This is a genomic window from Pseudomonas khavaziana (genome assembly GCF_019145205.1).
In the GTDB taxonomy this organism is placed as follows: Bacteria; Pseudomonadota; Gammaproteobacteria; order Pseudomonadales; family Pseudomonadaceae; genus Aquipseudomonas; species Aquipseudomonas khavaziana.
In genome coordinates, this window is the sequence record NZ_JAHSTT010000002.1 from 307,052 (window position 1) to 333,962 (window position 26,911).

25 protein-coding genes are annotated in these 26,911 nt (G+C 61.1%); 14 read left to right on the forward strand and 11 right to left on the reverse strand.

What is annotated here, in order from left to right; all coding sequences use genetic code 11:
• The first annotated feature begins 26 nt into the window (after positions 1-26).
• The 6 genes from dadA to KVH01_RS05910 all read left to right on the forward strand — a co-directional run bounded on the left by dadA (position 27) and on the right by KVH01_RS05910 (position 6,124).
• Positions 27-1,328 (forward strand): D-amino acid dehydrogenase, encoded by a 1,302-nt coding sequence (gene dadA / locus KVH01_RS05885; protein ID WP_217880757.1) that lies wholly within the window; start codon positions 27-29, stop codon positions 1,326-1,328.
• On the forward strand, positions 1,300-1,653 hold the full coding sequence (locus KVH01_RS05890) for a RidA family protein (protein ID WP_057011419.1): 354 nt from the start codon (positions 1,300-1,302) through the stop codon (positions 1,651-1,653). Before dadA ends, KVH01_RS05890 begins: the two co-directional genes overlap by 29 nt.
• Positions 1,654-1,732: 79 nt before the next feature.
• Positions 1,733-2,806 (forward strand): alanine racemase, encoded by a 1,074-nt coding sequence (gene alr / locus KVH01_RS05895; protein WP_057022710.1) that lies wholly within the window; start codon positions 1,733-1,735, stop codon positions 2,804-2,806.
• A 116-nt stretch (positions 2,807-2,922) separates the two neighbouring features.
• Positions 2,923-3,471 (forward strand): cupin domain-containing protein, encoded by a 549-nt coding sequence (locus tag KVH01_RS05900; protein WP_005792468.1) that lies wholly within the window; start codon positions 2,923-2,925, stop codon positions 3,469-3,471.
• Between the two features lie 181 nt (positions 3,472-3,652).
• The gene (locus KVH01_RS05905) at positions 3,653-4,063 is read left to right on the forward strand and encodes a c-type cytochrome (RefSeq protein WP_217880986.1); all 411 of its coding nucleotides are present in this window, start codon (positions 3,653-3,655) and stop codon (positions 4,061-4,063) included.
• Positions 4,064-4,201: 138 nt separating this feature from the next.
• Positions 4,202-6,124, forward strand: coding sequence for an acetyl-CoA hydrolase/transferase C-terminal domain-containing protein (locus KVH01_RS05910; RefSeq protein ID WP_217880758.1), 1,923 nt, complete (start codon positions 4,202-4,204; stop codon positions 6,122-6,124).
• 147 nt (positions 6,125-6,271) lie between these two features.
• Here KVH01_RS05910 and KVH01_RS05915 read toward each other — a convergent pair whose 3' ends face one another.
• Both KVH01_RS05915 and rep read right to left on the reverse strand, forming a co-directional pair.
• Positions 6,272-6,844 (reverse strand): xanthine phosphoribosyltransferase, encoded by a 573-nt coding sequence (locus KVH01_RS05915; protein ID WP_057022713.1) that lies wholly within the window; start codon positions 6,842-6,844, stop codon positions 6,272-6,274.
• Positions 6,845-6,901: 57 nt separating this feature from the next.
• Positions 6,902-8,911, reverse strand: a complete 2,010-nt coding sequence (gene rep / locus KVH01_RS05920) for a DNA helicase Rep (protein ID WP_043046891.1) — start codon at positions 8,909-8,911, stop codon at positions 6,902-6,904.
• 276 nt (positions 8,912-9,187) lie between these two features.
• Here rep and KVH01_RS05925 point away from each other — a divergent pair, with 276 nt between their 5' ends.
• Positions 9,188-10,852: a putative bifunctional diguanylate cyclase/phosphodiesterase gene (locus tag KVH01_RS05925; protein WP_043046892.1), complete on the forward strand. Its 1,665-nt coding sequence runs from the start codon at positions 9,188-9,190 to the stop codon at positions 10,850-10,852.
• A 129-nt stretch (positions 10,853-10,981) separates the two neighbouring features.
• Here KVH01_RS05925 and KVH01_RS05930 read toward each other — a convergent pair whose 3' ends face one another.
• Entirely contained in the window at positions 10,982-12,385 is a 1,404-nt protein-coding gene (locus KVH01_RS05930; RefSeq protein WP_217880759.1) for a NorM family multidrug efflux MATE transporter, read from the reverse strand.
• A gap of 153 nt (positions 12,386-12,538) precedes the next feature.
• Between KVH01_RS05930 and KVH01_RS05935 the strand changes: the two genes are divergently transcribed.
• Positions 12,539-13,459: a LysR substrate-binding domain-containing protein gene (locus KVH01_RS05935; protein WP_217880760.1), complete on the forward strand. Its 921-nt coding sequence runs from the start codon at positions 12,539-12,541 to the stop codon at positions 13,457-13,459.
• A 177-nt stretch (positions 13,460-13,636) separates the two neighbouring features.
• Positions 13,637-15,613: a methyl-accepting chemotaxis protein gene (locus KVH01_RS05940; protein ID WP_217880761.1), complete on the forward strand. Its 1,977-nt coding sequence runs from the start codon at positions 13,637-13,639 to the stop codon at positions 15,611-15,613.
• Between the two features lie 3 nt (positions 15,614-15,616).
• On the opposite strand, the gene KVH01_RS05945 is transcribed toward KVH01_RS05940, so the two are convergent.
• The gene (locus KVH01_RS05945; protein ID WP_217880762.1) at positions 15,617-16,531 is read right to left on the reverse strand and encodes an ABC transporter six-transmembrane domain-containing protein; all 915 of its coding nucleotides are present in this window, start codon (positions 16,529-16,531) and stop codon (positions 15,617-15,619) included.
• 114 nt (positions 16,532-16,645) lie between these two features.
• On the opposite strand from KVH01_RS05945, the gene KVH01_RS05950 reads away from it, so the two are divergent.
• The gene (locus KVH01_RS05950) at positions 16,646-17,221 is read left to right on the forward strand and encodes a TetR/AcrR family transcriptional regulator (protein WP_217880763.1); all 576 of its coding nucleotides are present in this window, start codon (positions 16,646-16,648) and stop codon (positions 17,219-17,221) included.
• A gap of 6 nt (positions 17,222-17,227) precedes the next feature.
• Here the strand turns inward: KVH01_RS05950 and KVH01_RS05955 are convergent, their stop codons facing one another.
• Both KVH01_RS05955 and KVH01_RS05960 read right to left on the reverse strand, forming a co-directional pair.
• Positions 17,228-18,724 (reverse strand): YifB family Mg chelatase-like AAA ATPase, encoded by a 1,497-nt coding sequence (locus tag KVH01_RS05955; RefSeq protein WP_217880764.1) that lies wholly within the window; start codon positions 18,722-18,724, stop codon positions 17,228-17,230.
• Between the two features lie 212 nt (positions 18,725-18,936).
• Entirely contained in the window at positions 18,937-19,200 is a 264-nt protein-coding gene (locus KVH01_RS05960) for an accessory factor UbiK family protein (protein WP_043046899.1), read from the reverse strand.
• Positions 19,201-19,623: 423 nt separating this feature from the next.
• On the opposite strand from KVH01_RS05960, the gene glnK reads away from it, so the two are divergent.
• The 4 genes from glnK (at position 19,624) to sutA (ending at position 22,404) form a co-directional block, all read left to right on the forward strand.
• Complete coding sequence (gene glnK, locus KVH01_RS05965; RefSeq protein ID WP_002555808.1) at positions 19,624-19,962, forward strand: P-II family nitrogen regulator; 339 nt, start codon at positions 19,624-19,626, stop codon at positions 19,960-19,962.
• 34 nt (positions 19,963-19,996) lie between these two features.
• Entirely contained in the window at positions 19,997-21,334 is a 1,338-nt protein-coding gene (locus KVH01_RS05970; RefSeq protein WP_217880765.1) for an ammonium transporter, read from the forward strand.
• Positions 21,335-21,543: 209 nt separating this feature from the next.
• On the forward strand, positions 21,544-21,969 hold the full coding sequence (locus KVH01_RS05975) for a secondary thiamine-phosphate synthase enzyme YjbQ (RefSeq protein ID WP_124402310.1): 426 nt from the start codon (positions 21,544-21,546) through the stop codon (positions 21,967-21,969).
• A gap of 102 nt (positions 21,970-22,071) precedes the next feature.
• A complete protein-coding gene (sutA, locus tag KVH01_RS05980; protein ID WP_124402309.1) occupies positions 22,072-22,404 on the forward strand; it encodes a transcriptional regulator SutA in 333 nt (110 codons plus the stop codon).
• Between the two features lie 94 nt (positions 22,405-22,498).
• On the opposite strand, the gene KVH01_RS05985 is transcribed toward sutA, so the two are convergent.
• Genes KVH01_RS05985 through lysA form a run of 5 tightly spaced genes read right to left on the reverse strand, consistent with a single transcriptional unit; the run spans position 22,499 to position 26,904 of the window.
• The gene (locus KVH01_RS05985) at positions 22,499-23,194 is read right to left on the reverse strand and encodes an HAD family hydrolase (RefSeq protein WP_217880766.1); all 696 of its coding nucleotides are present in this window, start codon (positions 23,192-23,194) and stop codon (positions 22,499-22,501) included.
• A complete protein-coding gene (gene xerC / locus KVH01_RS05990; RefSeq protein ID WP_043046904.1) occupies positions 23,191-24,090 on the reverse strand; it encodes a tyrosine recombinase XerC in 900 nt (299 codons plus the stop codon). The genes KVH01_RS05985 and xerC overlap by 4 nt, the downstream gene beginning before the upstream one ends.
• Positions 24,091-24,092: 2 nt before the next feature.
• Complete coding sequence (locus KVH01_RS05995; protein WP_043046905.1) at positions 24,093-24,809, reverse strand: DUF484 family protein; 717 nt, start codon at positions 24,807-24,809, stop codon at positions 24,093-24,095.
• A 13-nt stretch (positions 24,810-24,822) separates the two neighbouring features.
• Positions 24,823-25,653 carry a diaminopimelate epimerase gene (dapF, locus tag KVH01_RS06000; protein ID WP_217880767.1) on the reverse strand — a complete coding sequence of 277 codons (831 nt, stop codon included), beginning with the start codon at positions 25,651-25,653 and terminating at the stop codon, positions 24,823-24,825.
• Positions 25,654-25,656: 3 nt separating this feature from the next.
• Positions 25,657-26,904 carry a diaminopimelate decarboxylase gene (lysA, locus tag KVH01_RS06005; protein WP_043046907.1) on the reverse strand — a complete coding sequence of 416 codons (1,248 nt, stop codon included), beginning with the start codon at positions 26,902-26,904 and terminating at the stop codon, positions 25,657-25,659.
• Positions 26,905-26,911 lie beyond the last annotated feature (7 nt).

A 26,911-nucleotide genomic window follows, 5' to 3' on the forward strand; every position in this document is an offset into this window, starting at 1 on the left:
GCTAAGCCCGTGATGAGGATATAAAAATGCGCGTTCTGGTCTTGGGTAGCGGCGTCATTGGGGTAACCAGTGCCTACTATTTGGCGCGGGCCGGCTTCGACGTTGTCGTGGTCGATCGTCAGCCTGCCGCTGCCATGGAAACCAGTTTCGCCAACGCCGGCCAGGTCTCTCCTGGCTACGCATCCCCATGGGCTGCGCCGGGCGTGCCGCTCAAGGCCATCAAGTGGTTGTTGCAACGCCACGCGCCGCTGGCGATCAAGGCCACCGCCGACATCGATCAATACCTGTGGATGGCGCAGATGCTGCGCAACTGCACGGCCAGCCGCTATGCGGTGAACAAGGAGCGCATGGTGCGCCTGTCCGAGTACAGTCGTGACTGCCTTGACGAGTTGCGCGCCGAGACCGGCATTGCCTACGAAGGCCGTAGCCTCGGTACGACCCAGCTGTTCCGCACCCAGGCCCAGCTCGACGGTGCCGCCAAGGACATCGCCGTGCTGCAGGAGTCCGGCGTGCCCTTCGAACTGCTTGATCGCGCCGGCATTGCCCGGGTTGAACCGGCCCTGGCCAGCGTCACGGATATCCTCGCCGGTGCCCTGCGTTTGCCGAATGACCAGACTGGCGACTGCCAGATGTTCACCACGCGCCTGGCTGATATGTGCAAGCAGTTGGGTGTGGAGTTCCGCTTTGAGCAGGACATCCAGCGTCTCGACTACGCGGGCGATCGCATCAACGGTGTGTGGATAGACGGCAAGCTGGAAACCGCCGACCGCTACGTCCTGGCCCTTGGCAGTTATTCGCCGAAGCTGCTCAAGCCATTGGGGATCAAGGCACCGGTATACCCGCTCAAGGGCTACTCGCTGACCGTGCCGATCACCAACCCGGCCATGGCACCGACCTCGACTATTCTCGACGAGACCTACAAAGTCGCGATCACCCGTTTCGACAACCGCATTCGTGTTGGTGGCATGGCTGAAATAGCCGGTTTTGACCTGTCGCTGAAGCAGCAAAGACGTGAAACCCTGGAGATGATCGTCAACGACCTTTATCCTCAGGGCGGCGATTTGGCCCAAGCCAGTTTCTGGACCGGCCTGCGCCCGACCACGCCCGACGGCACGCCGATTGTCGGTGCGACCCCATTCAAGAACCTGTTCCTGAATACCGGCCACGGCACGCTCGGTTGGACCATGGCTTGTGGCTCCGGTCGCTTGCTGGCCGACCTGATAGCCAGGAAAACCCCGCAGATCAGCGCCGCAGGCCTCGATATTTCCCGTTATGGCAACCACCAGGAGTCCGCAAAACATGTCAATCCAGCGCCAGCTCATCAATGAGCGCATGAGCCAGATCGTTGTCCACAGCGGTACCGTGTATCTGGCGGGGCAAGTCGGCGACGACATGAGCGCCGGGATTGAACAGCAGACCCGTGAAACCCTGGCCAATATCGAGCGTCTGCTGGACCTGGCCGGCACTGACAAGAGCAAGTTGCTGTCGGTGACGATCTATTTGAAAGACATCGACGCTGACTTCGCCGGCATGAACGCGGTATGGGACAAGTGGCTGCCCAAGGGCGTTGCCCCGGCCCGGGCCACGGTTGAAGCCAAACTCTGCGAGCCGCAAATCCTGGTCGAGCTGTCCGTCGTGGCTGCGCTGCCTTAATAACGATCCCTCTCCCGGCGCCGACGCTGTTGGTCGGCACCGGTTTTTTCTTCACCTTGCTGCCTAGAAGCCCGCCGCCATGCGTCCAGCCCGTGCCCTGATCGACCTCCAGGCCCTGCGCCATAACTATCAACTGGCCCGTGAAGTCACGGGGGCCAAGGCCCTCGCCGTGATCAAGGCCGACGCCTACGGCCATGGTGCCGTGCGTGTGGCGCAGGCGCTGGAAGCCGAGGCCGACGGGTTTGCCGTGGCGTGCATCGAGGAAGCCCTGGAATTGCGTGCTGCCGGCATTCGTGCGCCGGTGCTGCTGCTGGAAGGGTTTTTCGAGGCCGACGAGCTGCCGCTGATCATCGAGCATGACCTGTGGTGCGTGGTGCATTCGCTGTGGCAGTTGGACGCCATCGAACAGGCCCGCCTGAGCAAGCCGTTGACGGTGTGGCTCAAGCTGGACTCGGGCATGCACCGTGTCGGCCTGCATCCCAAGGATTACCACGAGGCCTATCAGCGCCTGCTGGCCAGCGGCAAGGTCGCCAAGATCGTATTGATGAGCCACTTCGCCCGCGCCGATGAACTCGATTGCGTGCGCAGTGATGAACAGGTGGCCGTATTCGAAGCGGCGCGAAAAGGCCTGGCGGCCGAAGTCAGCCTGCGCAATTCGCCGTCGGTGCTGGGCTGGCCGACGATGACCAGCGACTGGGTGCGCCCGGGCATCATGCTCTACGGTGCAACGCCATTTGGTGAAGACCAGGCGCTCGCTGCCCGTTTGCAGCCAGTGATGACCCTGGAGTCCAAAGTTATCTGCGTACGCGAGCTACCAGCCGGTGAGCCCGTGGGCTATGGCGCCAAGTTCGTCACGCCCAAGCCGATGCGTGTTGGTGTAGTTGCCATGGGCTATGCCGACGGCTACCCGCGCCATGCGCCAACCGGCACGCCAGTGCTGGTGGCGGGCCAGCGCAGCCAACTGCTGGGGCGTGTGTCCATGGACATGCTCTGTGTCGACCTCACCGACGTACCCCAGGCGGGCCTTGGTTCCACTGTGGAACTGTGGGGCAAGACTATCCTCGCCAGTGACGTCGCTGTGGCCGCTGAGACCATTCCTTACCAGATCTTCTGCAATCTGCGCCGAGTGCCACGGCTCTATTCCGGGGCTTAGCCACCGGCTACGAACCAAGCTGTCCGGGATTTAGGCCCAAGTGTTGTAAATACTGAACGCTGTCGCCATGATAACGCTCAATTACAACAAAGCCTGAATCCTAGGAGGCTCCTGCATTGGACGTCGGCGAACGACTGCAATCCATCCGTAAACTCAAAGGTCTTTCCCAGCGTGAGCTCGCCAAGCGTGCGGGCGTCACCAACAGCACCATTTCGATGATCGAGAAAAACAGCGTCAGCCCCTCGATCAGCTCCTTGCGCAAGGTGCTGGGCGGTATCCCCATGTCCATGGTCGAGTTCTTTTCCGAGGAGATCCTCCAGGAAATACCGACCCAGATCGTCTATAAAGCCAATGAGCTGATCGACATCTCTGACGGTGCCGTCACCATGAAGCTGGTGGGGCGAGCACACCCGAGCCGGGCTATCGCATTTCTCAACGAAATCTACCCGCCGGGCGCCGACACGGGCGAAGAAATGCTCACCCACGAAGGCGAGGAAACCGGGATCCTGCTGGAGGGTCGCCTGGAATTGGTGGTCGGTCTTGAAACTTTTGTGCTCGAAGCTGGCGATAGCTACTACTTTGAAAGCACCAAGCCTCATCGTTTTCGCAACCCGTTCGACGTGCCGGCGCGACTAATCAGCGCAGCCACGCCCGCGAACTTTTAACAGAAGAGGCGTCCTGCCAACGTTGTAGAGACGCCCGTGCAGTATTCCGTGAGGTTGAATCTCCCTTTATTTAATAGGGTTGTTTCGGCCAGGCGGGCTAACCGTTATACTTTCGCCGCCTGCGAAACCGTGGCCGCAGGCGTGAATAGCCACCATTGAGGGTGAACGCGTGAACCTAATTATGAAAATGCTGGCTGCACCAGCAACCGTACTGGCCCTATGGGCTGTCAGCGCTCAAGCTGCGAACAACGATGACATTGCCAAACGCCTGGAGCCTGTGGGCCAGGTATGCGTCCAGGGCCAGGAGTGCAAGGGCATGGAAGTCGCCGTGGCGGCGGGTGGTGGCGGTGCGAAAACCCCAGACGAGATTATCGCCAAGCATTGTAACGCTTGCCACAGCACTGGCTTGCTGGGAGCACCGAAAATCGGTGATACCGCTGCCTGGAAAGAGCGCGCCGATCATCAGGGCGGCCTCGACGGCATCCTGGCCAAGGCCATCACCGGTATCAACGCCATGCCGCCAAAAGGCACCTGCTCTGATTGCTCGGATGAAGACCTCAAAGGCGCCATCAAGAAGATGTCTGGTCTGTAATCAGCCATCTTCGCCAAAAACGCCGCTTACGAGCGGCTTTTTTGTGCGTGCGATTTTGTGTTTCGAGGCTGTTCATTGCAGCAAAGACGCGGCAAGCTCGGTCCAACTCCAATTCATGGAATGTTCGGGAGCAGTCGGATGGTGCAGTTGTGTTCAATCGAGCAAGCAGTTGACGACGTATTGGCGCGGTTGCCGGCGCATATCCACATGGGCATGCCCCTAGGCCTGGGCAAGCCCAACCTGTTTGCCAATGCGCTATACCGGCGCATCGCCAAGTTGCCGGAGCGGGCGCTGACGATCTACACCGCGTTGAGCCTGGGTCGGCCAACCTTGGGCGATGGCTTGCAGAAGCGCTTCCTCGAACCTTTCATCGAACGGGTGTTTGGCGACTATCCCGAGTTGGATTTTCTCGCCGACCTGCATAAAGACAGCCTGCCGAAGAACATCCAGGTGCAGCAGTTTTTCATGCAGCCCGGCAGCCTGCTCCACAGCACGTCGGCGCAGCAGGATTACGTCAGCAGCAACTACAGCCATGCCGCCCGCGACATCAATGCTGCCGGCCTGAACCTGGTGGCGCAACTGGTTGCCAGCAGCGCCGAGCATCCCGACCGCCTGAGCCTGAGCTGCAACCCGGATATCACCCTCGACCTGCTGCCGATGATCGCCAAGCGCCGCGAAGCCGGGGAAATCATCCTCGTTGTCGGCCAAGTCCACAGCGATCTGCCCTACATGCCTGGGGATGCCGAACTGGGTATGGACGCCTTCGACTACCTGCTTGATGAAAAAGACAGCACCACGCTGTTTTCTACCCCGAACATGCCGGTGGGTTTTCAGGATCATTTTATCGGCTTGCATGCCAGCACCCTGGTGCGTGACGGCGGCACCTTGCAGATCGGCATCGGTTCCATGGGCGATGCGCTGACCGCCGCCTTGCTGGCGCGCCAGGCTGATAACGAAGCCTACCGGTTGTTGCTGACGGACCTGGATGTGTATCAGTGGGCGCCGTTGATCAGTCGTGAAGGTGGTGTCGAGCCTTTTGCCCGGGGCCTTTACGGTTGCAGCGAGATGTTCGTCAACGGCCTGCTGGTGCTGGCGGACGCCGGGATTATCCGGCGCAAGGTCTACCCGGATGTGACGACCCAGGCGCAGGCTAATGCCGGCTTGCTGGAGGATGCGGCCCAGCCCGATGGCGTGTCGATCCATGGCGGTTTCTTCCTCGGGCCACGCAGTTTTTACCAGCGCTTGCAGGAAATGACCCATGCCAAGCGCCTCGAATTCAACATGACTGGCATCAGCTATATAAACGAGCTATACGGCCAGGAAGAACTCAAGCGTTTGCAGCGTCTGGATGCGCGGTTTATCAACAGCGCAATCATGGTGACACTGCTCGGTGCAGGTGTGGCTGACCAATTGGAAGACGGTCGCGTGCTCAGCGGTGTTGGTGGGCAATACAACTTTGTGGCCCAGGGGCATGCGCTGGAAGGTGCGCGTTCGATCCTGATCCTGCGCAGTTGGCGCGAGGCGGCAGGGGAGGTCAGTTCCAATATCGTCTGGGAGTACGGCCACTGCACCATTCCCCGGCATCTGCGGGATATTGTCATTACCGAGTACGGCATTGCCGATTTGCGAGGTCAGACGGATGCCAAGGTGATCGAAGCGCTGCTGAATATCACCGACTCACGGTTCCAGGGAGAGTTGATCGAACAGGCGCAAAAGGCCGGCAAGTTGCCCAAGAATTTCCAGCTGGATCCGCGCTTTGGCGACAACACGCCGCAACGGCTGCAGGCAATTCAAACCAGGCATCGACGACTCTTTCCTGAATACCCGCTGGGCAGTGATTTCACAGATGAAGAGCGGGATTTGTTGCGGGCGTTGAACTGGCTCAAGAGCAAATTCAAGCTGACGGAGATTCTGGAGCTGGGCAAGGCGGCACTCGACGCGCCGGAGCCGGAGGCGTTTCCCGAGCATTTGAAGCGGATGCGGCTGGATCAGCCGGAGGGATTGAAGGAGGACTTGTACCAGCGCCTGCTGCTCGCGGGCCTACAGGCCACCGCGCACTAACAAACACCCTGAACCCAATGTGGGAGGGGGCTTGCTCCCGATGGCGGTGTATCAGTCACCAAATAAGTTGGCTGACCCACTGCTATCGGGAGCAAGCCCCCTCCCACATTTTGATCTGTGTTCACCTGGTATTTGCTGTGTAGCCAATTACTCGATGAAGGTGACGACGCCACCGGTCAACGACTTCACCCGCGCCAGCGATTCAACCCGATAACCCTGCGCATCCAACTCCGCACGCCCACCCTGGAACGACTTCTCGATCACAATGCCCAGGCCGGCCACGGTCGCGCCCGCTTGCTTGATGATCGAGATCAGCGCCTGGGACGCCTTGCCATTGGCCAAGAAGTCATCGATCACCAGCACGCGGTCACTGCTGGTCAAGTGGCGCGGGGAGATCGCCACGGTGCTCTCGGTTTTCTTGGTGAAGGAATACACCGTCGCCGACAGCAGGTTTTCCGTCAGGGTCAACGACTGCTGCTTACGGGCAAAGATCACCGGCACGCCCAGGTTCAACCCGGTCATGATCGCCGGGGCGATGCCCGAGGCCTCGATGGTGACGATCTTGGTGATGCCCGAGTCCTTGAACAGCGCGGCGAATTCGTCGCCGATCAGTTTCATCAGCGCCGGGTCGATCTGGTGGTTCAGAAAGGCATCGACCTTGAGTACCTGATCGGAAAGCACGATGCCTTCTTCGCGAATTTTCTTGTGCAGTGCTTCCACGGAAACTTCCTCTGATGGCGCAACAGGCGCCGAAAGTAGATTAAAAAGTAGTCGATTCTAGCGCTTTAACATCGCGCGTATATCCGCCAAGGCGGTGTTGCCGCGTACGGCCTTCACCTCGGTGGGTGTGTCGTCGTTGCCTTCCCAGGCCAGGTCATCCGGCGGCAACTCGTCGAGGAACCGGCTGGGGGCACAATCGATGATTTCGCCGTATTGCTTACGCTTGGCGGCGAAGGTGAAGGCCAGGGTCTGACGCGCGCGGGTAATGCCCACGTAGGCCAGGCGCCGTTCTTCCTCGATGGTGTCGGCTTCGATGCTGGAGCGGTGCGGGAGGATTTCCTCTTCCATGCCCATGATGAACACGTAAGGGAATTCCAGGCCCTTGGAGGCATGCAAGGTCATCATCTGCACACCTTCGGCGCCGTCTTCCTCTTCCTGCTGGCGCTCGAGCATGTCGCGCAGTACCAGCTTGCCGATGGCGTCCTCGACGGTCATTTCGCCGTCTTCGTCTTTTTCCAGGGTGTTTTTCAGCGCCTCGATCAGGAACCAGACGTTGCCCATGCGGTAATCCGCGGCTTTGTCGCTGGAGCTGTTGGTGCGCAGCCAGTTCTCATAGTCGATGTCCATGACCATGCTGCGCAGGGCACTGATCGGGTCTTCGCCGGCGCATTGCTCGCGGACCTTGTCCATGAAGCGCTTGAAGCGCGACAGGCGGTCTGTGAAGCGCGTATCCAGATGCTCGCCCAGGCCGATTTCGTCGGTGGCGGCATACATGGAAATCTTGCGTTCAGTGGCGTAGTTACCGAGCTTTTCCAGGGTGGTGGAGCCGATTTCCCGACGCGGCACGTTAATCACGCGCAAGAAGGCGTTGTCGTCGTCCGGGTTCACGATCAGCCGGAAGTAGGCCATCAGGTCTTTCACTTCCTGGCGCCCGAAAAAGCTGTTGCCGCCCGAGAGGCGATACGGCACCTGGTGGTGTTGCAGTTTCAGCTCGATCAGCTTGGCCTGGTAGTTGCCGCGGTACAGGATCGCAAAATCGCTGTAGGGCCGGTCGGTGCGCAGGTGCAGGCTGAGGATTTCCACGGCCACACGCTCGGCTTCGGCATCCTCGTTGCGGCAGCGGATCACGCGGATCTCATCGCCATGACCCATCTCGCTCCACAGTTGTTTTTCAAACTCGTGGGGGTTGTTGGAGATCAGCACGTTGGCGCAGCGCAGGATGCGACTGGTGGAGCGGTAGTTCTGCTCCAGCATCACCACTTTCAAGGACGGGTAGTCGACCTTGAGCAGCATCAGGTTTTCCGGGCGGGCGCCGCGCCAGGCGTAGATCGACTGGTCGTCGTCGCCCACCACGGTGAACTGGTTGCGCGTGCCGATCAGCAATTTCACCAGCAGGTACTGGCTGGCGTTGGTGTCCTGGTATTCGTCCACCAGCAGGTAGCGCACCTTGTTCTGCCACTTCTCCAGGATGTCCTGGTGTTCCTGGAACAGCTTGACCGGCAGCAGGATCAGGTCGTCGAAGTCCACCGCGTTGAACGCCTTGAGCGTGCGCTGGTAGTGGGTGTAGACGATGGCGGCGGTCTGTTCCTTGGGGTTGCGTGCGGCTTCCAGGGCCTCGGCGGGCAGGATCAGGTCGTTTTTCCAGGCGCCGATCATGTTCTTGATCTCGTCGACGCCGTCGTCGCCCGCGTATTCCTTCTGCATGATGTCGGTCATCAGGGCCTTGACGTCGGTCTCGTCGAAGATCGAGAAGCCCGGCTTGTAGCCCAGCCGCACATGCTCCTTGCGGATGATGTTCAGGCCCAGGTTGTGGAAGGTACACACCGTGAGGCCACGGCCTTCGCCGCCTTTGAGCAAGGTGCCGACCCGCTCTTTCATTTCCCGCGCCGCCTTGTTGGTAAAGGTCATGGCGACGATGTACTGGGCACGGATACCGCAGTTCTGGATCAGGTGCGCGATCTTGCGGGTGATCACGCTGGTCTTGCCGGAGCCGGCGCCGGCGAGCACCAATAGAGGGCCGCCGACGTAGTTCACGGCTTCTTGCTGCCGGGGATTGAGTCGGGACATACGGAATTTAAGGAGTCGTTGTTCAAAAGGGCGGGCATTTTAACAGGCTGGAAAGATTCTGCTGCCATAGAACGACGGTGTGACGTACCACTCGATCTAAATTTGCCGGTTTTGCTACTTTGCCGCAGGATGTGGGGAATACTCAGACTATTTTTCACAGTCTGCGTGTTTGATAACACCTATCATCTGCCATGCATTTGTCATGCATTTATCATTGCCAGGCCGCACGTCATAATGCCACCGCCAACGAAATTTTGCCGAGTCTAGGGAGTTAGCGTGTCTACGCCTGTCGAACCCTTGCGTTTGCTGCTGCTGGCCGATACGCCTGCGTGGGCAGCGTTGTTGCGCGAGTGCCTGGCGCCGATGGGCGAGGGGGCTGTGCTGATCAGTGCGCCCAACTGGGACTCGGTGAGTCGTCTGTTCGATGACGACCAGGGTGCTGTGCTATTGACCACACCGAGCCTGCAACCCGGCCCCGGCCGTTGCAGCTTGCCGTGTGTATTGCTGCTGGAGCAGGAACCATTGGTTGCGCCGCTGGGTGTCAGCGACTGGTTGATCCAGGATGCGTTGGACGCCGACACACTGCGCCGCTGCTTGCGCCATGTGCGCGAGCGCGGCGTGCTGGAGAACACCTTGCAGCGTCTGGCCGAGCAGGACCCGCTCACCGGTATCGCCAATCGCCAGGGTTTCCAGACCCTGCTGGCGGCGCGGCTGGTGGAAAACGAAGGCCGCGGCCTGGCCCTCGGCCACCTGGACCTGGACAACTTCCGTCATGCCAACGACGCCCTCGGCCATCAGGCTGGTGACCGCTTGATCCTGCAAGTGGTTTCGCGGCTCAAGAGCCAGCTCGAAGCCGGCGACCAACTGGCACGCCTGGGCAGCGATGAGTTTGCCTTGCTGATCGATACCCGCCGGGCGCCGCAGCGTGCCGAGTGGATGGCTGAGCGGATTACCGAAGTGATGGCCGAGCCCTATTGGGTGGATGGTGAAAGCCTGCTGATCGGCTGCAGCCTGGGGGTGGCCCATGCCCGCGCCCGAGCCGGCGCCGACCCGCTGATGTGGCACGCCCATATCGCCATGCAGCAGGCCAAAAGTACCCAGGGCTGCACCTTTCATATCTTCAACGAACGCATCAACCGCAATGCACGCAGCCTGGCCGACCTGGAAAGTGAACTGCGCCGGGCCCTGCGCCGCGACGAGTTGGAACTGCACTACCAGCCGCGCCTGGACCTGGACGACGGCCATATCGTCGGTCTCGAGGCCTTGGTGCGTTGGCGCCACGGTGAGCGCGGCTTGTTGCCGCCCAGCGAGTTCGTGCCGCTGGCCGAGCAGAGCGGCCTGATCGTGCCATTGGGCTACTGGGTGATATCCCGGGCCCTGCGCGACATGCAAGACCTGCGCGAGCGCGGCCTGCCACCGCTGCACATGGCGGTCAACCTGTCGTTCCGCCAGTTCCAGGACAGCCAATTACTGTCAACCCTCAGCCGCCTGATCGCCGAGCGCGGTGTAGAAGCGCAATGGCTGGAGTTCGAGCTGACCGAAACTGCCGTGATGCGCCGCAGCGACTTGGTCAAGCAGACCATGGACGCCCTTGGCCGACTCGGTGTGCGGTTCTCCCTGGATGACTTCGGCACCGGCTTTTCGTCGTTCGTGCACCTCAACAGCCTGCCGATCGCCTTGTTGAAGATCGACAAGAGCTTTGTCGGTGGCATGGAAGAACGCGAGGAAAACCGCAAGTTGGTGCACGCGATGATCAACCTGGCCCACAACCTCAACCTGGAAGTGGTGGCCGAAGGTGTAGAGACGCCGGAGCAGTTGGCATTGCTGCGCTTGTTCGGGTGCGACCAGGCCCAGGGTTACCTGATCAGCAAGCCGTTGCCATTGCCGGAATTGGTCGAATACCTGATGTTTGGGCAAAGCCAACAGGCTTTGCCGGGCTAAGTTGCGAACGCCATTAAAAATGTGGGAGGGGGCTTGCTCCCGATAGCGGTGCGTCAGTCAGCAAATGCAGTGACTGACACTCAGCAATCGGGAGCAAGCCCCCTCCCACAGTTCTGACCGAGCAGGGCTTTATTCTGTTTGAGCGGCCTGAAAGGCAGGCTGCATTTCAGGCTCCTGCCGAATCATCCGCTTCATCTTCGCCTCAAATGCCCACGTCAGGCTCACCGCCGCACACGCCAGGCCCAGTGCCAGGCCCCACCACACGCCGGTTGGCCCCCAGCCTAGCGTGAACGCCATCAGCCAGGCCGAAGGTGCACCGATCAGCCAGTAACAGCCCAGCCCCACCAGGAAGGTGGTTTTGGCGTCCTTCAAGCCACGGATGCAGCCCATGGCGATGGTCTGCACCCCGTCGAACAATTCAAACCAGGCGGCGACGGCCAGCAGGCTGACGGCCAGGACGATGACGTCATGGAACGCGGGGTCGTCATGATCGAGGAACAACCCGATCAGCGGGTCGGAATACAGCCACAGCACCACGGCAAACCCCAACATCACCATGGCACCAAAGCCGATGCCGACCCGCCCGGCCATGCGTGCCTGCAACAACTGGCCGGCGCCATAATGCTGGCCGATGCGCATGGTCACTGCATAGGACATCCCCGCCGGCACCATGAACGCCACCGAGACAATCTGCAGGGCGATCTGATGCGCCGCCAACTGCGTACTGCCCATCGTGCCCATGCACAGCGCGGCAAAGGCGAACAGCCCGACCTCCACTGCATAGGTGCCGCCAATCGGCAGGCCCAGGCGCCACAGCTCGCGCAGGTATTGGGTATTGAGGCGTAGCAGGCCGGTGCTCAGCGGGTAAGCCGCGTAGGCGCGGTTGCTGCGGATGTACCACATCAGGGCCAGGGCCATGCCATTGGCAACGATGGCGGTCACCAGGCCAATCCCCATCAGGCCCAGCTTCGGCAGGCCGAACATGCCTTCGATCAGCGCGTGGTTGAGCAGGTAATTGACCACCGTACCGCACAGGCTGATCACCATTACCGGCGTGGCTTTGCCGATGGCGCTGGTGAAGCCGCGCAGTGCCATGAAGCTCAGGTAGCCGGGCAGGGCGAAGGGCAGGATCGTCAGGAATTGCCCGGCCGCGTGCACGTTGGTCTCGGTCTGGCCGAACATCAGCAGCACCGGTTTCAAGTTCCACAGCAGCAATGCCGCCGCCAGAGCCATCAACCATGCCAGCCACAGCCCGGCCTGGGTCAGGCGCGTGGCGCCGTCGATATCGCCTGCGCCATGGCGAATGGCGACCAGGGTGCCCACGGCGGCAATCACGCCGATGCAGAAGATCGCCACGAACGAATAGCTCGCCGCGCCCAGGCCACCACCGGCCAGGGCCTCGGGGCTCAGGCGCGCCATCATCAGGGTGTCGGTCAACACCATCAGCATGTGCGCCAACTGTGAAGCAATCAACGGCCCCGACAGCCGCAGAATGGCCCAGAGCTCGGAACGTGCCGGATGTTGCATGATCATCACGCTCTAATAGTCAGGGGGTTGGAGAGAGGATTGATTCTCTGCGCTTTGCGGCCACTGCACAAAAGGATAAATGCGATCGTTCGCATGATTAAAAGTCATGCTGGATTGATTCTGGTAGGGTGCCGATATTGCGCCGTCGGAGCTTTCCCAATGTCTCGTCGTCTTCCTCCGCTGTATGCCCTGCGTGCATTCGAAGCCGCTTCGCGACACAACTCCTTCACCCGTGCGGCGCAGGAGTTGTCCATTACCCAGAGTGCGATCAGCCGCCATATCCGCACCCTTGAAGAGCACTTCGCTTGCCGCCTGTTCCAGCGCAGTGGCCGCAACCTTCAGCTCACCGAAGCCGCACGCCTGTTGTTGCCCGGAGTGCGCGAAGGGTTCGCCGCGCTGGAGCGCGCCTGTCATACCCTGAACGCCGAAGATGACATCCTGCGCATGAAAGCGCCGTCCACATTGACCATGCGCTGGCTGCTGGCGCGGTTGAGTCGCTTCCGTGCATTGCAGCCGGGCAATGAGGTGCAACTGACCAGCGCGTGGATGAGCGTAGACGAGGTGGACTTCAACCAGGAGCCCTTCGACTGTGCGGTGTTGCTGAGCTACGGGCATTTTCCGGCGGACTGGGACGCCTGTTACTTGTTCCCGGAGTTGCTGATCCCCGTCGGCGCGCCGAACCTGCTGGACGATGGTCCTTGGGACGCCGCGCGCCTGGCGAGTGCGGAATTGCTGCACCCCACCCCCGACCGTCGCGACTGGCGCAACTGGCTGGAACGCATGGGGTTGTCGTCCCAGGTATCCCTCAAGGGCGGGCAGGTATTCGATACCCTAGAACTGGGCATGATCGCTGCGGCGCGAGGCTATGGCGTTTCCATGGGCGATCTGCTGATGGTGGCTGAGGATGTGGCGCAAGGTCGGCTGAGCCTGCCCTGGCCCACGGCGGTCGCCAGTAGGGAAAACTACTACCTGGTGTGGCCGAAAACCCGTCCAGGCGGCGAGCGTTTGCGGCGCTTGGCGGAGTTTCTTCAAAGCGAAGTCAAGGCGATGGAATTGCCTCGGGTCGAGCGCCTAGATTGAGTGGACTTAAGTGGTCGTGCAATCGTTTGCGCGATACCCCTGTAATTCTCTCAAGTATTGGCAAATGCCGCCGAAGAAGGGGTGTTGGAACCATCGTGCACCAACGTTTCCCACTAGAATAATTTGCCGAGCAGCGCTAAGAGATCAGGATGATCCTGGCCTCGGCCAGGAGCTCCCATGTCTCAACCTCGTGCCCGGATTGCCTCCCAGTTAGGTCTCGCACTTGCCGTGATTCTGGCTGTCGTTATCAGCGGCAGTACCGTATTCGCCCTGCGTTCCCTCGACTCCGCCAACCTCGACACCCGTGAGGAGCACTTGGCCAGCGAAGCGCGCTTGCTCGCCGACCAGCTCAATACCTTCCACAGCACCTTGCGCGAAAGTACCCAGCGTTTGAGCGGGCTGTTTGAAAAGCGCTTCGTCGCCGGCTTGAGTGTGCGTGCTGACCAACCGGTGGCGGTGGCTGGTGTGCAGACCCCGAGTCTTTACCTGGGTAACGAGGTGCTGAACAACAATTTCGAAGAGGTGGATGAGTTCAAGCAGATGTCCGGCGGCGTGGCCACGGTGTTCGTGCGCAGCGGCGACGACTTTATCCGCGTCAGCACCTCGCTGACCAAGCAGGATGGCAACCGCGCTATCGGCACTGTGCTGGACCGTCAGGGCGCGGCTTACCAGCGCGTTGCCGAGGGGCAGACCTATATCGGTCGTGCGGTGTTGTTCGACCGTTCCTACATGACCCAATACAGCCCGGTGCGTGACAGCAGCGGCAAGGTCATCGCCGTGCTGTTCATCGGTTTTGATTACACCGACGCCCAGAATGCCCAGTTTGAAAATCTCAAACGCTTCCGTATTGGCCAGACAGGCTCCCTTGCGCTGCTTGATGAGCAGAAACACTGGTTGGTGGCGCCAGCTGGCGTGCAGGCGCCGGATGAGGCCATTGCGGTGATGCTCGACCTGGCAAAGAAACCGGGAGCTGGCCGCTTCTGGAGCGACAAGCACGAGGACTTCTACAGCGTTTCGGTGCCGTTCGACGGCGGCCCATGGGCGGTGGTAGCGAGCATGCCCAAGGCTGAGATTCGCGCCGTGACTTGGGAAGTCGGTATCCGCCTGGTAATCGGCAGTGTGCTGGCGATGTTGCTGGCAGTGGGTGCCACGGTGTGGCTGTTGCGCAGCAAGCTGGCGCCACTGAGCGACCTGGTGCGCCAGGCAGAAGCCCTGGGCGCGGGTGACTTGAGCGCACGCCTCAACGTGTCCAGCCATGACGAGATCGGCCAGTTGGCGCGTAGCTTCAACCAGATGGGCGACGCGCTGTCGACCATGGTTTCCCATATCCGCAACGCTGCCGAACAGGTCAACAGCCGCGCCCAGGCGCTGTCAGGTTTGTCCGGTGGTGCCTATGAAGGCATGGAGCAGCAGTCCGGCGAAATCACCAGCATGGCCGGCGCGGTGGAAGAATTCAGCGCCACTTCGTTGAACATCGCCGACAACATGGGCAACACCGAGCGCCTGGCGCAAGAAAATGCCCAGCAGACCCGCATTGGCCGCGACTCGATGCAGGAGGCGTCATCCTCCCTGGAGCATATCGCCACCGCCCTGAACAGCACCGCTGCGGTGATCAACACCCTGGGCCAGCGCTCCCAGGAAATCGGCGGGATCGTTGGCGTAATCACGTCCATCGCTGAACAGACCAATCTGCTGGCGCTCAACGCCGCCATCGAAGCCGCCCGCGCCGGTGAACAGGGTCGGGGTTTCGCCGTGGTCGCCGACGAGGTGCGCAACCTGGCGTCGCGCACCCGTCAGGCCACCGATGAAATTTCCACGATGATCCAGAGCATCCAGCAGGAAACCGGCAATGCCATCAGCACCATGGAACACGGCAATGTGCTGATGCAGGAAGGCCTGTCGCGTAACGCCGCCGTGGCCTCGGCCCTGGCGCGTATCGACGAGCAAAGCCGCTCGGCCGGCCAGCAGTTCGCTGCGATCACCACCGCGACCCAAGAGCAAAGCAGTACTGCCACATTGCTCAGCAGCAACTTGCAGAGCATTGCACTGGCCAACAGCGAACAGCGCGAAGTGGTGTCGAACCTGGCGGTTACCGCCAAGGAGCTGGAGACCTTGGCGGCTGGCTTGCGTCAGGAGGTCGACCGGTTTCGTTGAGGTTCAGGGCTCCCCAAGCCCTGGATCCACGCGCTTGCCGATGTCTTTGAGCCGCGCCAGTTGGTCGACCATGCCTGGCGCTTCGTCCAGGCTGGTGACGAAGGTCCACAGATAGGTCATGACCGCGTAGATGTGGCCAGCCTTGACCGCTGGGGTCATGGCCAACTGGCTGATCGCAACCACGAACAGTAAGGCTGCGATCGCGCCGATAAACAGGAACGCCGCGGCCTCGCGGTCTGACAGCCAGATACGCAGGCGTGACAGCACCTGGTAATGGCGTCGCAGGGTTGGCGCGCCGACCTTTTCGACCAGGCCGATCTCTTTTTCCAAGCGGTTGTTCAGGCGCTCGTGCAGCGCCTGATTACGTTCGGCAAAGCGTGGCAACAAGGTGATGCACAGCAGCAGCGCGGCCAGGCATGCCATGCCTACCCATGGTTCAATCACGATCAACATCACCGCCGCGCCCACAATCGACACTAACGCTGTGGCAATGATCGGCACGTGTTTTTCAAAGAAGTCGACAAACTCCCGTGCTAGCACCACCCGTGCCGCCGATTTCGAGGTGCTGTGGTTCTGTAGGCGCTGGTTGAGAATGACCGGCACCGCGAGGTCGGCATAAATGCGCGTGAACGTGCGCGTGTCCAGTGCCCGTCGTGCCGCCCCTACGGCCCAGAACGCCATGACCACGGCGGCATAGAGCAACGCACTGGTGGTATCGCCGCGGATAATCGAATCCACCGCGAACCCGGCAAACAGCGGGTAAGCCAACAACAGTGCGTTCTCCAGCGCCACCAGCGACAAGGTGCATGACAGCTTGCCGGGATAGGCTTTGGCAATAGCTTTGAGCGTCTGACTGGCGGACTGTTGGCCGATTTTCTTGCTTTCTTCGATCAGAATGTGTGGGGTGACGGATGTCATGGGGTGCACCAAAGGAGTGATAGACGCTATTATTGAGCGACTGCTCAAGTATCCTTGAGCGATCGCTCAAAAAGCAAGCGCCGCTTATCTGTCCACGCTCGAAGGAATTGCTCAATGTCGCGTATCGACCGTAAAGACCAGATCATCGCCGCCGCCCTGGAGCTGTTTCGCAGCAAGGGTTTTGCCGATGTATCCACCCGTGACCTGGCCGAACATGCCGGGCTGTCGCGCAGTCACGTTTATCACTACTTCAGCGACTGGAATGAACTGCGCCGCGAAGCCTTTGTGCGTTTTGCCAATGAGCAATTGGACGAAGTGCGCGAGCCCTTGGCTGATGTGCCACCGCAGGAGGCGCTCGTGGGGTTCTTGCACGACTGCCTGCCCAGCACTGCCGATGCCGGTTGGGCGCTCTGGCTCGACGCCTGGGACGAGGCCATGCACGACGGGCAAATGGCCCAGGCTTACCTGGCGATCAACGCTCAATGGCAAGGCATGCTTGCCGAGGTGATCGAGCGCGGCGTTGCCTCCGGCGCGTTTCACTGCGAGTCGCCCCAACGCGCTGCACGGCAGATTTTTGCCCTGGCGATGGGCTATGCCGATGACCTGATGCTCAAGCCTTCCACCGAGTCGGCAGAAGCGGCATTGGATGAGGTGCTGGAAGTGGCGAGGCTGCTGCTGGGGTTCTCCTGACCGCTGCTAGCCAATCGCGGCCGGTCGGTACTGCAATGCCTCCGCCAAATGATGGCGAACGATGCCGTCTACTTGCTCAAGGTCCGCGAGCGTACGCGCTACCTTGAGTAACCTGTGTGCTGCGCGCAGGGATAACGTCAGCCGTTCACAGGCGTTCTCCAGCCAGTGTTCATCGGCTTTCTCCAAGCGGCAGTGTTCGCGTAGTCCAGGCAGATCCAGGAACGCATTGGCACAGCCCTGGCGCTGTTGCTGGCGCTCCCGGGCCTCGGCCACCTGGGCGGATGCCTGAGCGGTGGTGTCGCCGGCCTGCTGGGAGGGGGTCAGCACAGTGGTCTCCCGGGCTACGGTCAGGTGCAAGTCAATCCGGTCCAGCAACGGCCCGGAGAGCTTGTTGCGATAGCGCTGGATCTGCTCCGGCGTGCACCGGCAACGCCCACTGGGCTCGCCCATGTAGCCGCAAGGGCAGGGGTTCATCGCCGCGACCAGTTGAAAGCGCGCCGGGAACCTCACCCGGTCACGGGCTCGGGAGATCACGATATGCCCCGACTCCAATGGCTCGCGCAGCACTTCCAGCACCTTACGATCAAACTCCGGCAGTTCATCCAGGAACAGCACCCCGTGGTGGGCCAGGGTGATTTCCCCCGGTTGCGGCTTCGAGCCGCCCCCCACCAGTGCCGGCCCGGATGCCGAATGGTGTGGTTGCCGGAACGGGCGGTTAGGCCAATGGCTCAGGGGCTGGAGGCTGACCACGGATTGGATCGCTGCTACTTCCAGGGCTTCCTGCTCGCTCAGCGGCGGCAGCAAACCCGGAAGCCGGCTGGCGAGCAGGGTTTTACCGGTGCCCGGGGGGCCACTGAACAACAGGTTATGCGCGCCGGCCGCGGCGATCAGCAGCGCACGCTTGGCCGCCAATTGGCCCTGTACTTCGATCAGGTCCGGGTAGGGTTGGTTCAAATACAGCAGGCCGTCAGATGTGTAGGGTTCAATCGGCACGTGTCCATTCAGGTGCGCCACCACCTGCAGCAAATGATCCACGGCGATCACTTTCAACCCGGACGCCAGGCACGCTTCCTCGGCATTGGCTCGGGGCACTATCACGGTGCGCCCAGCCTTGCGCGCTGCCAGTGCCGCCGGCAACACACCCTTTACCGCCCGCACCTCACCGGATAGCGCCAGCTCTCCCAGGCACTCCACCTCATCGAGCATCAACGCCGGCACCTGCACGCTGGCCGCGAGGATCCCCAGCGCAATCGCAAGATCAAAACGCCCGCCGTCCTTGGGCAGGTCGGCGGGCGCGAGGTTGAGGGTGATGCGACGTGCTGGGTATTGCAGCGCCGAATTCAGGATGGCACTGCGCACGCGGTCTTTGCTCTCTTTCACCGCCGTCTCCGGCAAACCCACCAGTGTCAGTGATGGCAGACCATTGGCCATATGCACTTCGACGGTGACGGCAGGGGCTTCGACGCCGAGCTGGGCGCGACTGTGGACGATGGCGAGGGACATGCTCGTTCCTTGAAAGGGAGGGCCGCTTCCTGCGGGTTCTTCAAGGGTAGACGAGGGGGGAAGAGCGAGGCGGGGAAGGTTTTACAGAACGTATCCGTGGTGCAATGCATAACAAATGTGGGAGGGGGCTTGCTCCCGATGGCGATGCATCAGCCAATATTAATGGTGACTGACACACTGCTATCGGGGGCCCCCTCCCACATGGACTGCGTTTATTCAGCCGACGTTGGCGTCAGCCGCGCTTCCAGTTCTGCCACTTTCGCCTCCAGGCTCTCCAATCGCGCACGCGTGCGGGCGAGCACCACCATTTGGCTATCGAATTCTTCACGGCTGACCAGGTCGAGCTTGCTGAAGCCACTTTGCAGCAGGGCCTTGAACTGGCTTTCGATTTCATTGCGAGGCAGCGGGGTGTCGCCGCTGAACAGGCGAGAGGCGTGGCCGCTCAGGGCGTCGAGGAAGTCTTTGGGCGCGAGCATGGGAAGTAGTCCGGAAAACAGTTGGCCGGCAGTGTATCACGCAGCGTCTATAGTCTTTTCACGTCCCCGCTGCGCACGCTTTTCGCGCAGTGGGGTGGGCAGCCGCGCACTGTTTTGATGCGCATTGCCGCCGCGCAAACGCCTCGAGGGTGGGCACAAGTGGGCAAAGGACTGTTTTCAGTGGCTTTTACGGAGCTGGCAAGGTTTCTGCTTAGACGATCATGACCCATGCACTGACGCAGTCGCTGTGACGAATGCAGTGCGCCGAGGGATCAGGGGGTAAAGGTTTCGTCACCAGTGGTTCGCTGGCGTCGTGACGGCATATGCCGAGGCGACGATGCGTTACAAAGCCAGGCGCTGCGCTTAGACTTGAGACGGGTTTGTTTTCCTGGGGCAAGTCCACCAATTCGGGAGAGAGTTTTCATGAAGCTAGTCACTGCCATCATCAAGCCGTTCAAGTTGGACGATGTACGCGAGTCACTGTCCGAGATCGGCGTGCAGGGCATTACCGTTACTGAGGTCAAGGGCTTCGGTCGGCAGAAGGGTCATACCGAGCTGTATCGCGGCGCGGAATACGTGGTCGATTTCCTGCCGAAGGTGAAGATCGATGTCGCCATTGACGACAAGGATCTTGACCGGGTTATCGAGGCGATAACCAAGGCGGCCAACACCGGCAAGATCGGTGACGGCAAGATCTTCGTGGTCAATCTGGAACAGGCTATTCGCATCCGTACCGGCGAAACCGATACCGACGCAATCTAAGCCGCCAAACCCCAACGCCCCAGGAGAAAACAATATGACTCTGCGTAAATTCGCAGGGCTCGGAGCCCTGCTGTCCATCGTAATGCCAGGCCTGGCCATGGCGGCAGATGAAGTGGCTGCTCCAGTCCTCAACTCCGGCGACACTGCCTGGATGCTGACCGCCACCGCACTGGTGCTGTTCATGACTATCCCTGGCCTGGCGCTGTTTTACGGCGGCATGGTCCGCTCCAAGAATATCCTGTCGGTGATGATGCAGTGCTTTGCCATCACTGGCCTGATCAGCATCCTGTGGGTCGTCTACGGCTACAGCATCGCGTTCGATACCACCGGTATGGAACAGGGCGTTGTCAATTTCAATTCCTTCTTCGGCGGCATGGGCAAGGCGTTCCTGGCGGGTGTCACCCCGGCCAGCATTACCGGGCCTGCGGCGCTGTTTCCGGAAGCGGTGTTCATCACCTTCCAGATGACCTTCGCCATCATCACCCCAGCGCTGATCGTCGGTGCTTTCGCCGAGCGTATGAAGTTCTCCGCGATGCTGATCTTCATGGCGATCTGGTTCACCCTGGTCTATGCGCCGATCGCGCACATGGTCTGGAGCGGCAACGGTGGCCTGATGTGGGACTGGGGTGTGCTGGACTTCGCCGGCGGCACCGTCGTGCATATCAACGCTGGTGTGGCTGGCCTGGTGGCGTGCATCGTGCTCGGCAAGCGCAAAGGCTTCCCGACCACCCCCATGGCGCCGCACAACCTGGGTTATACCCTGATGGGCGCGGCCATGCTGTGGATCGGCTGGTTCGGTTTCAACGCCGGCTCCGCCGCGGCGGCCAACGGCACTGCGGGCATGGCGATGCTGGTTACCCAGATCGCCACCGCCGCTGCGGCACTGGGCTGGATGTTTGCCGAGTGGATCACCCACGGTAAACCAAGCGCACTGGGGATCGCCTCGGGCGTGGTGGCCGGCCTGGTCGCTGTCACGCCAGCCGCTGGCACCGTGGGACCGATGGGCGCCTTGGTGATCGGCCTGGTCGCCGGCGTGGTGTGCTTCTTCTGCGCTACCAGCCTCAAGCGCAAGCTTGGCTATGACGACTCCCTGGACGCCTTTGGCGTACACGGTATCGGCGGTATCGTCGGTGCGATCCTCACCGGTGTGTTTGCAGCCCCGGCCCTGGGCGGCTTCGGCACCGTGACGGACATTGCTGCCCAAGTCTGGATCCAGTGCAAAGGCGTCGGCTTCACTGTGATCTACACGGCGATCGTGACCTTCGTCATCCTCAAGGTACTGGACATGGTCATGGGCCTGCGTGTCACCGAAGAGGAAGAGGCGGTAGGCCTCGATCTGGCGCAGCACAACGAGCGCGGCTACAACTTGTAAGCACATGAAAAAAAGATGCCCGGCTTGCCGGGCATTTTTTTGCCTGGCGTTTGTCTGTGGCTAAAGGTGCGTGGGTTTTTTGTCGACTTTGTGATGGGATCCACGCGGCACTTTCAAGGGTGCAAATGTCTTACAGCTATGAAGGCGTATTCGGCACTTTGTTTTTTCCCAGAGCGCGCTAGAATGCGCGCCGATGGGCGGAGAACTGTATGTGGCAACAGACCCTGATTACCCTGCGGGCCAAGCCCCGGGGCTTTCATCTGGTAACGGACGAGTTGCTTGCCGGCTTGCCTGAATTAAAGGCGTGTCGTGTGGGCCTGTTGCATCTGTGGCTGCAGCACACCTCGGCCTCGTTGACCATTAACGAGAATGCCGACCCGGCGGTTCGCCGTGACTTCGAGCGGTTTTTCAACCTGCTGGTGCCGCAAGGCCGCGCCGGGTTTGAACACAACGACGAAGGTCCGGATGACCTGCCGGCGCACTTCAAGGCCAGTCTGCTGGGCTGCCAGCTGAGTTTGCCGGTCAAGGCCGGCCGCTTGGCGATAGGGACCTGGCAAGGTGTTTATCTGGGCGAGCACCGTGATCATGGCGGTGCTCGTAAAGTCCTCGCCACCTTGCAGGGTGAAGAGGCATAAGCCACTGGTTATCCGGTGGATGTTGATTTTTTTCCGGCGACCTCGACAGAGGGTGAAGCTGGGCTATAACTAATCTGCTTTTCGCAAGTCATGAGGTAGAACATGAGCGACGATGATCTGGAACAAGACGACCTCGAAGTAGGTGATGAAGACGACACCGAAGAAGGTCTTGAAGTAGCGGCCGAAGACGTTGCTGAGGACGTCGATGAAAGCGGTGGCGATGACGCGGCTCCCAAAGCCAAAGGCAAAGCCAAGGCTGCGGTTTCGGTAGACGAGCTGCCAAGCGTTGAAGCCAAGAACAAAGAGCGTGATGCCCTGGCCCGTGCGATGGAAGAATTCCTCGCTAAAGGCGGCAAAGTGGTCGAAGTCGAGCCCAACGTGGTGGCTGATCCACCGAAGAAGCCGGACAACAAGTACGGCAGCCGACCCATCTGAGTCTGCCTCCTGCTTGCCGAAAAAGCCCGCCGTCGCTGCGGGCTTTTTCACGCCTTATGATTTATCCGAGCCTTGTGGTGTTCTAAATGTGGTGTTACTGCCAGCTCTGCAGCAACTGCGGCAACTCCGTCAGGCTACGAATCTCTGCATCCGGACGCTTGGAGGCTTCCCACACTTTGCCCGTCGGGTTAAACCACACCGCCCGCAGCCCCGCCTGCTGTGCGCCGGCGATGTCATCTCCAGGGTGATCGCCCACATGCACTGCCGCACTGGCATCCACGCCGCCCCGCTGCAACGCCTCTTCAAACAAGCGTGCATCCGGCTTGGCAATGCCGATATCTTCAGCGCGCAAGGCAAAGTGAAAGTAGTCCGCCAGGCCCACGCGCTGCACATCGGCATTACCGTTGGTGATCACCCCCAGCAAAAAGTGCTGGCGCAGCGCCTTGAGCATCGGCTCGGCTTCCGGGAAAACGGTGAGCTGGTGGCGTGCATGGATAAACGCTTCAAAGCAGACATCCGCCATCTGTGCAGCTTCTGGTTGTGGATAACCTGCCTCTTCGAACGCATGCACCAAAACACGATGTCGCAACAGGCTGATGCGGTGTTTGAGTTCAGGATTGCGCTGCAATACTTGCTGGCGCAGGCTGGCGAAATGCTCCAGGGGCAGGTCCCCGACCTTGGAGGCGTTGACCGCCAGCCATTCGCGCATCGACGCTTCGGCGCTGATGATGACGGGTACGTTGTCCCAGAGGGTGTCGTCCAGGTCGAAGGTGATCAGCTTGATACTCATGAGTCGCCGCCCTTGATGCGTTTGGCCCGTGGATGGGCGCTGTCGTACACCGTTGCCAGGTGCTGGAAGTCGAGGTGGGTGTAGATCTGCGTGGTCTTGATATCGGCGTGACCGAGCAGTTCCTGCACGGCGCGCAGGTCCTGGGAGGACTCCAGCAGATGGCTGGCAAAAGAGTGGCGCAGCATATGCGGGTGCAGGTTCTGCCCGAGCTCCCGCGCACCGGCGGCCTTGACCCGCAGTTGAATCGCCCGTGGCCCCAGGCGCCGGCCTTGCTGGCTGACAAACACCGCATCGTCCGCAGGGTTGGTCAACAGGCGCAGCGGCAGCCATAGCTCGAGAGCTTCCCGGGCCTTCCTGCCTACCGGCAACACGCGGGTCTTGCTGCCTTTGCCGAGGACTTGCACCAGGCCATCTGCGAGGTCCAGTTGATCGAGGTTAAGGCCGGTCAGCTCCGACAGGCGCAAGCCCGAGGAATAGAACAGCTCAAGGATCGCCTGGTCGCGATGGGCCAGGAAGTCATCTTCCACGGCGCCATCGAGCAACTGCAGGGCGCGGTCGGTATCCAGCGTCTTGGGCAGGCGTCGCTCGCCTTTGGGCGGGGACAGGCCATTGGCCGGGTCGTGGTCGCACAGGCCTTCGCGATTGAGGTAGTGATAAAGCCCTCGCACCGCCGACAGCAGCCGAGACAGGCTGCGCGAGGACTGGCCTTGCTGGTGCAACCGTGCGATCAGGCTGCGCAGGGCTTGGATATCCAGGGCCTTCCAGCTGCCGATGTGCTGCTTTTCGCAGTAGGCCAGGACCTTGTTCAAGTCCCGCCGATAGGCTTCGAGGGTGTGGGGCGACACCTGGCGCTCGTTGCGCAGATGAGCGCAGTAGGCGTCCAGTTGCCGCTCCATGGTCAGCGCACCGCGCGCAGGGTGGTGGTGTGGCGTGGCAGGACGCGGCCCAGCACTTCGGCGATGTAGGTCAGGAACAAAGTGCCCACCGAGCTCTTGTAGTGTGCGGGGTCGCGGCTGGCAATGGCCAATACGCCGTGCAAACCCTGATGGCTGAGGGCAATGACTGCAGTAGAGCCGATCTGCTTGCGCTGTTCGGCGCCGAACAGGAAATCCAGTTCATGTTCGCGCAAGGTGCCGCTGACGGTCTTGCCTTCGGAAAGAAGGCCACCGATGGCCGTCTGCGCCTCGCCACCTGTGACCCAGCGACCCACCGGCATTGGGTTATCGCTGAACAGGATCAGGCTGACAAAAGGCACCTGGAAATCCTCGCGCAGGCTGTCTTCCACGGCGATCACCGTTTCTTCCAGGCTGGCGGCGTCCATCAGGGTCAGGATCAGGCGGCGGGTCTTGTCGAACAAACGGTCGTTGTCGCGGGCCACGTCCATCAGATGGGAGAGCCGATGGCGCATTTCGATATTGCGCTCGCGCAGGATCTTCATCTGCCGCTCCACCAGCGACACGGTATCACCGCGCTGGTGGGGAATACGCAGGGCCGGCAGCAACTCTTCGTGCTCTACGAAGAAGTCCGGATTAGCCTCAAGGTACGCCGCGACAGCAGCGGCCTCCAGGCTTTCACTCGGGGTAGCGTGTGCGGGTACTTGAGGCTTATCGGTCATTGGCTTGGCTCACTCATAGACGGACCTGTCCTTCGTATACACGCGAGGCCGGCCCGGTCATCATCACCGGGTGGCCAGGGCCTGCCCATTCGATGGACAAGCGTCCGCCGGGCAGGTCGATCAGCAGCGGCGAATCCATCCAACCCTGGCTGATCGCGGCCACGGCAGCGGCGCAAGCACCGGTGCCGCAAGCCTGGGTTTCGCCGGCGCCACGTTCCCATACGCGCAATTGCGCACGGGTACGGTCGATCACCTGCAGGAAGCCCACATTGACCCGTGCCGGAAAGCGCGGGTGATGTTCGATCTTCGGCCCCAGTGCGTGCACCGGGGCATTGTTGATGTCGGTGACCCGCAGCACTGCATGGGGGTTGCCCATGGACACGGCAGCGATATCCACGGTCTTGCCATCCACATCCAGCGGGTAGCTGAGGGCCTGCTCGGTGGCCTGGAACGGAATATCCGCCGGCACCAGGCGTGGCGCGCCCATGTTGACGCTGATCTGGCCGTCACTGCGGATATCCAGTTCGATCACGCCGCCCTTGGTCTCGACGCGAATCTGGCGTTTGGCGGTCAGGCGCTTGTCGAGCACAAAGCGCGCAAAGCAGCGCGCACCGTTGCCGCACTGTTCCACTTCGGAACCGTCGGAGTTGAATATCCGGTAGCGGAAATCCACCTCCGGGTTGCTCGGCGCTTCAACCAGCAGCAACTGGTCGAAGCCGATACCGGTGTGGCGATCGCCCCACTGTTTGGCGTGCTTGGGCAGGATGTGTGCGTGCTGGCTGACCAGGTCGAGGACCATGAAGTCATTGCCCAGCCCGTGCATCTTGGTAAAACGCAGCAGCATGGCTTACTCCGGCAGCAGGCTTTCGCCAGCATACAACTGGGCTACCGTCTCGCGGCGACGCACTTCAAATGCTTGATCACCGTCCACCAGCACCTCGGCGGTACGCCCGCGGGTGTTGTAGTTGGAACTCATGACAAACCCGTAGGCACCGGCCGAATGCACGGCCAGCAGGTCACCTTCTTCCAGGGCCAACTGACGATCCTTGGCCAGGAAGTCGCCGGTCTCGCAGATCGGGCCGACGATGTCATAGGCGCGGGCAACGCTTGCGCGAGGCGTCACGGCGGTGACATTCATCCAGGCCTGGTACAGCGCCGGGCGGATCAGGTCGTTCATCGCCGCATCGACGATAGCGAAATCCTTGTGTTCGGTGTGCTTGAGGTACTCGACCTGGGTCAGCAGTACACCAGCGTTGGCGACGATATAACGGCCCGGCTCGAACATCAGGGTCAGGTCGCGGCCTTCAATGCGTTTGCGCACGGCCTGGATATAGTCGGCAATTGCCGGTGGTTCTTCATCGCGATAACGCACGCCCACGCCACCGCCAAGGTCGATGTGGTGCAGGTAGATGCCGCACTCGCCCAGGCGGTCGATCAGCGCCAGCAGGCGGTCGAGCGCATCCAGGAAGGGTGGCAGGGTGGTCAGTTGCGAACCGATATGGCAGTCGACGCCCAGCACTTCCAGGTTCGGCAGTTGGGCGGCGCGGATGTACACGTCTTCGGCGTCGGCGATGGCGATGCCGAACTTGTTCTCTTTGAGACCGGTGGAAATGTACGGGTGGGTGCCGGCGTCGACATCCGGGTTGACGCGCAGGGAGATCGGCGCGCGTACGCCCATTTCGGCGGCAACAAGCTGCAGGCGCTCCAGTTCGTCGGTGGACTCGACGTTGAAGCAATGTACGCCGACTTCCAGGGCGCGGCGCATGTCATCGCGGCTCTTGCCGACCCCGGAGAACACGATCTTGTCAGCCTGGCCGCCGGCGGCCAGTACACGTTCCAGCTCGCCACGGGAGACGATGTCGAAACCGGCGCCCAGGCGCGCCAGGACATTCAGTACGCCCAGGTTGGAGTTGGCCTTGACCGCGTAGCACACCAGGTGCGGTACGCCGTCGAGCGCGTCGGTGAACGAGCGGTATTGGGCTTCGATATGCGCACGGGAGTACACATAGGTCGGGGTGCCAAACTGTTGGGCAATCGCGGACAACGCCACGCCTTCCGCGAACAGCTCGCCGTCCCGGTAGTTAAAAGCGTCCATAAGTGTC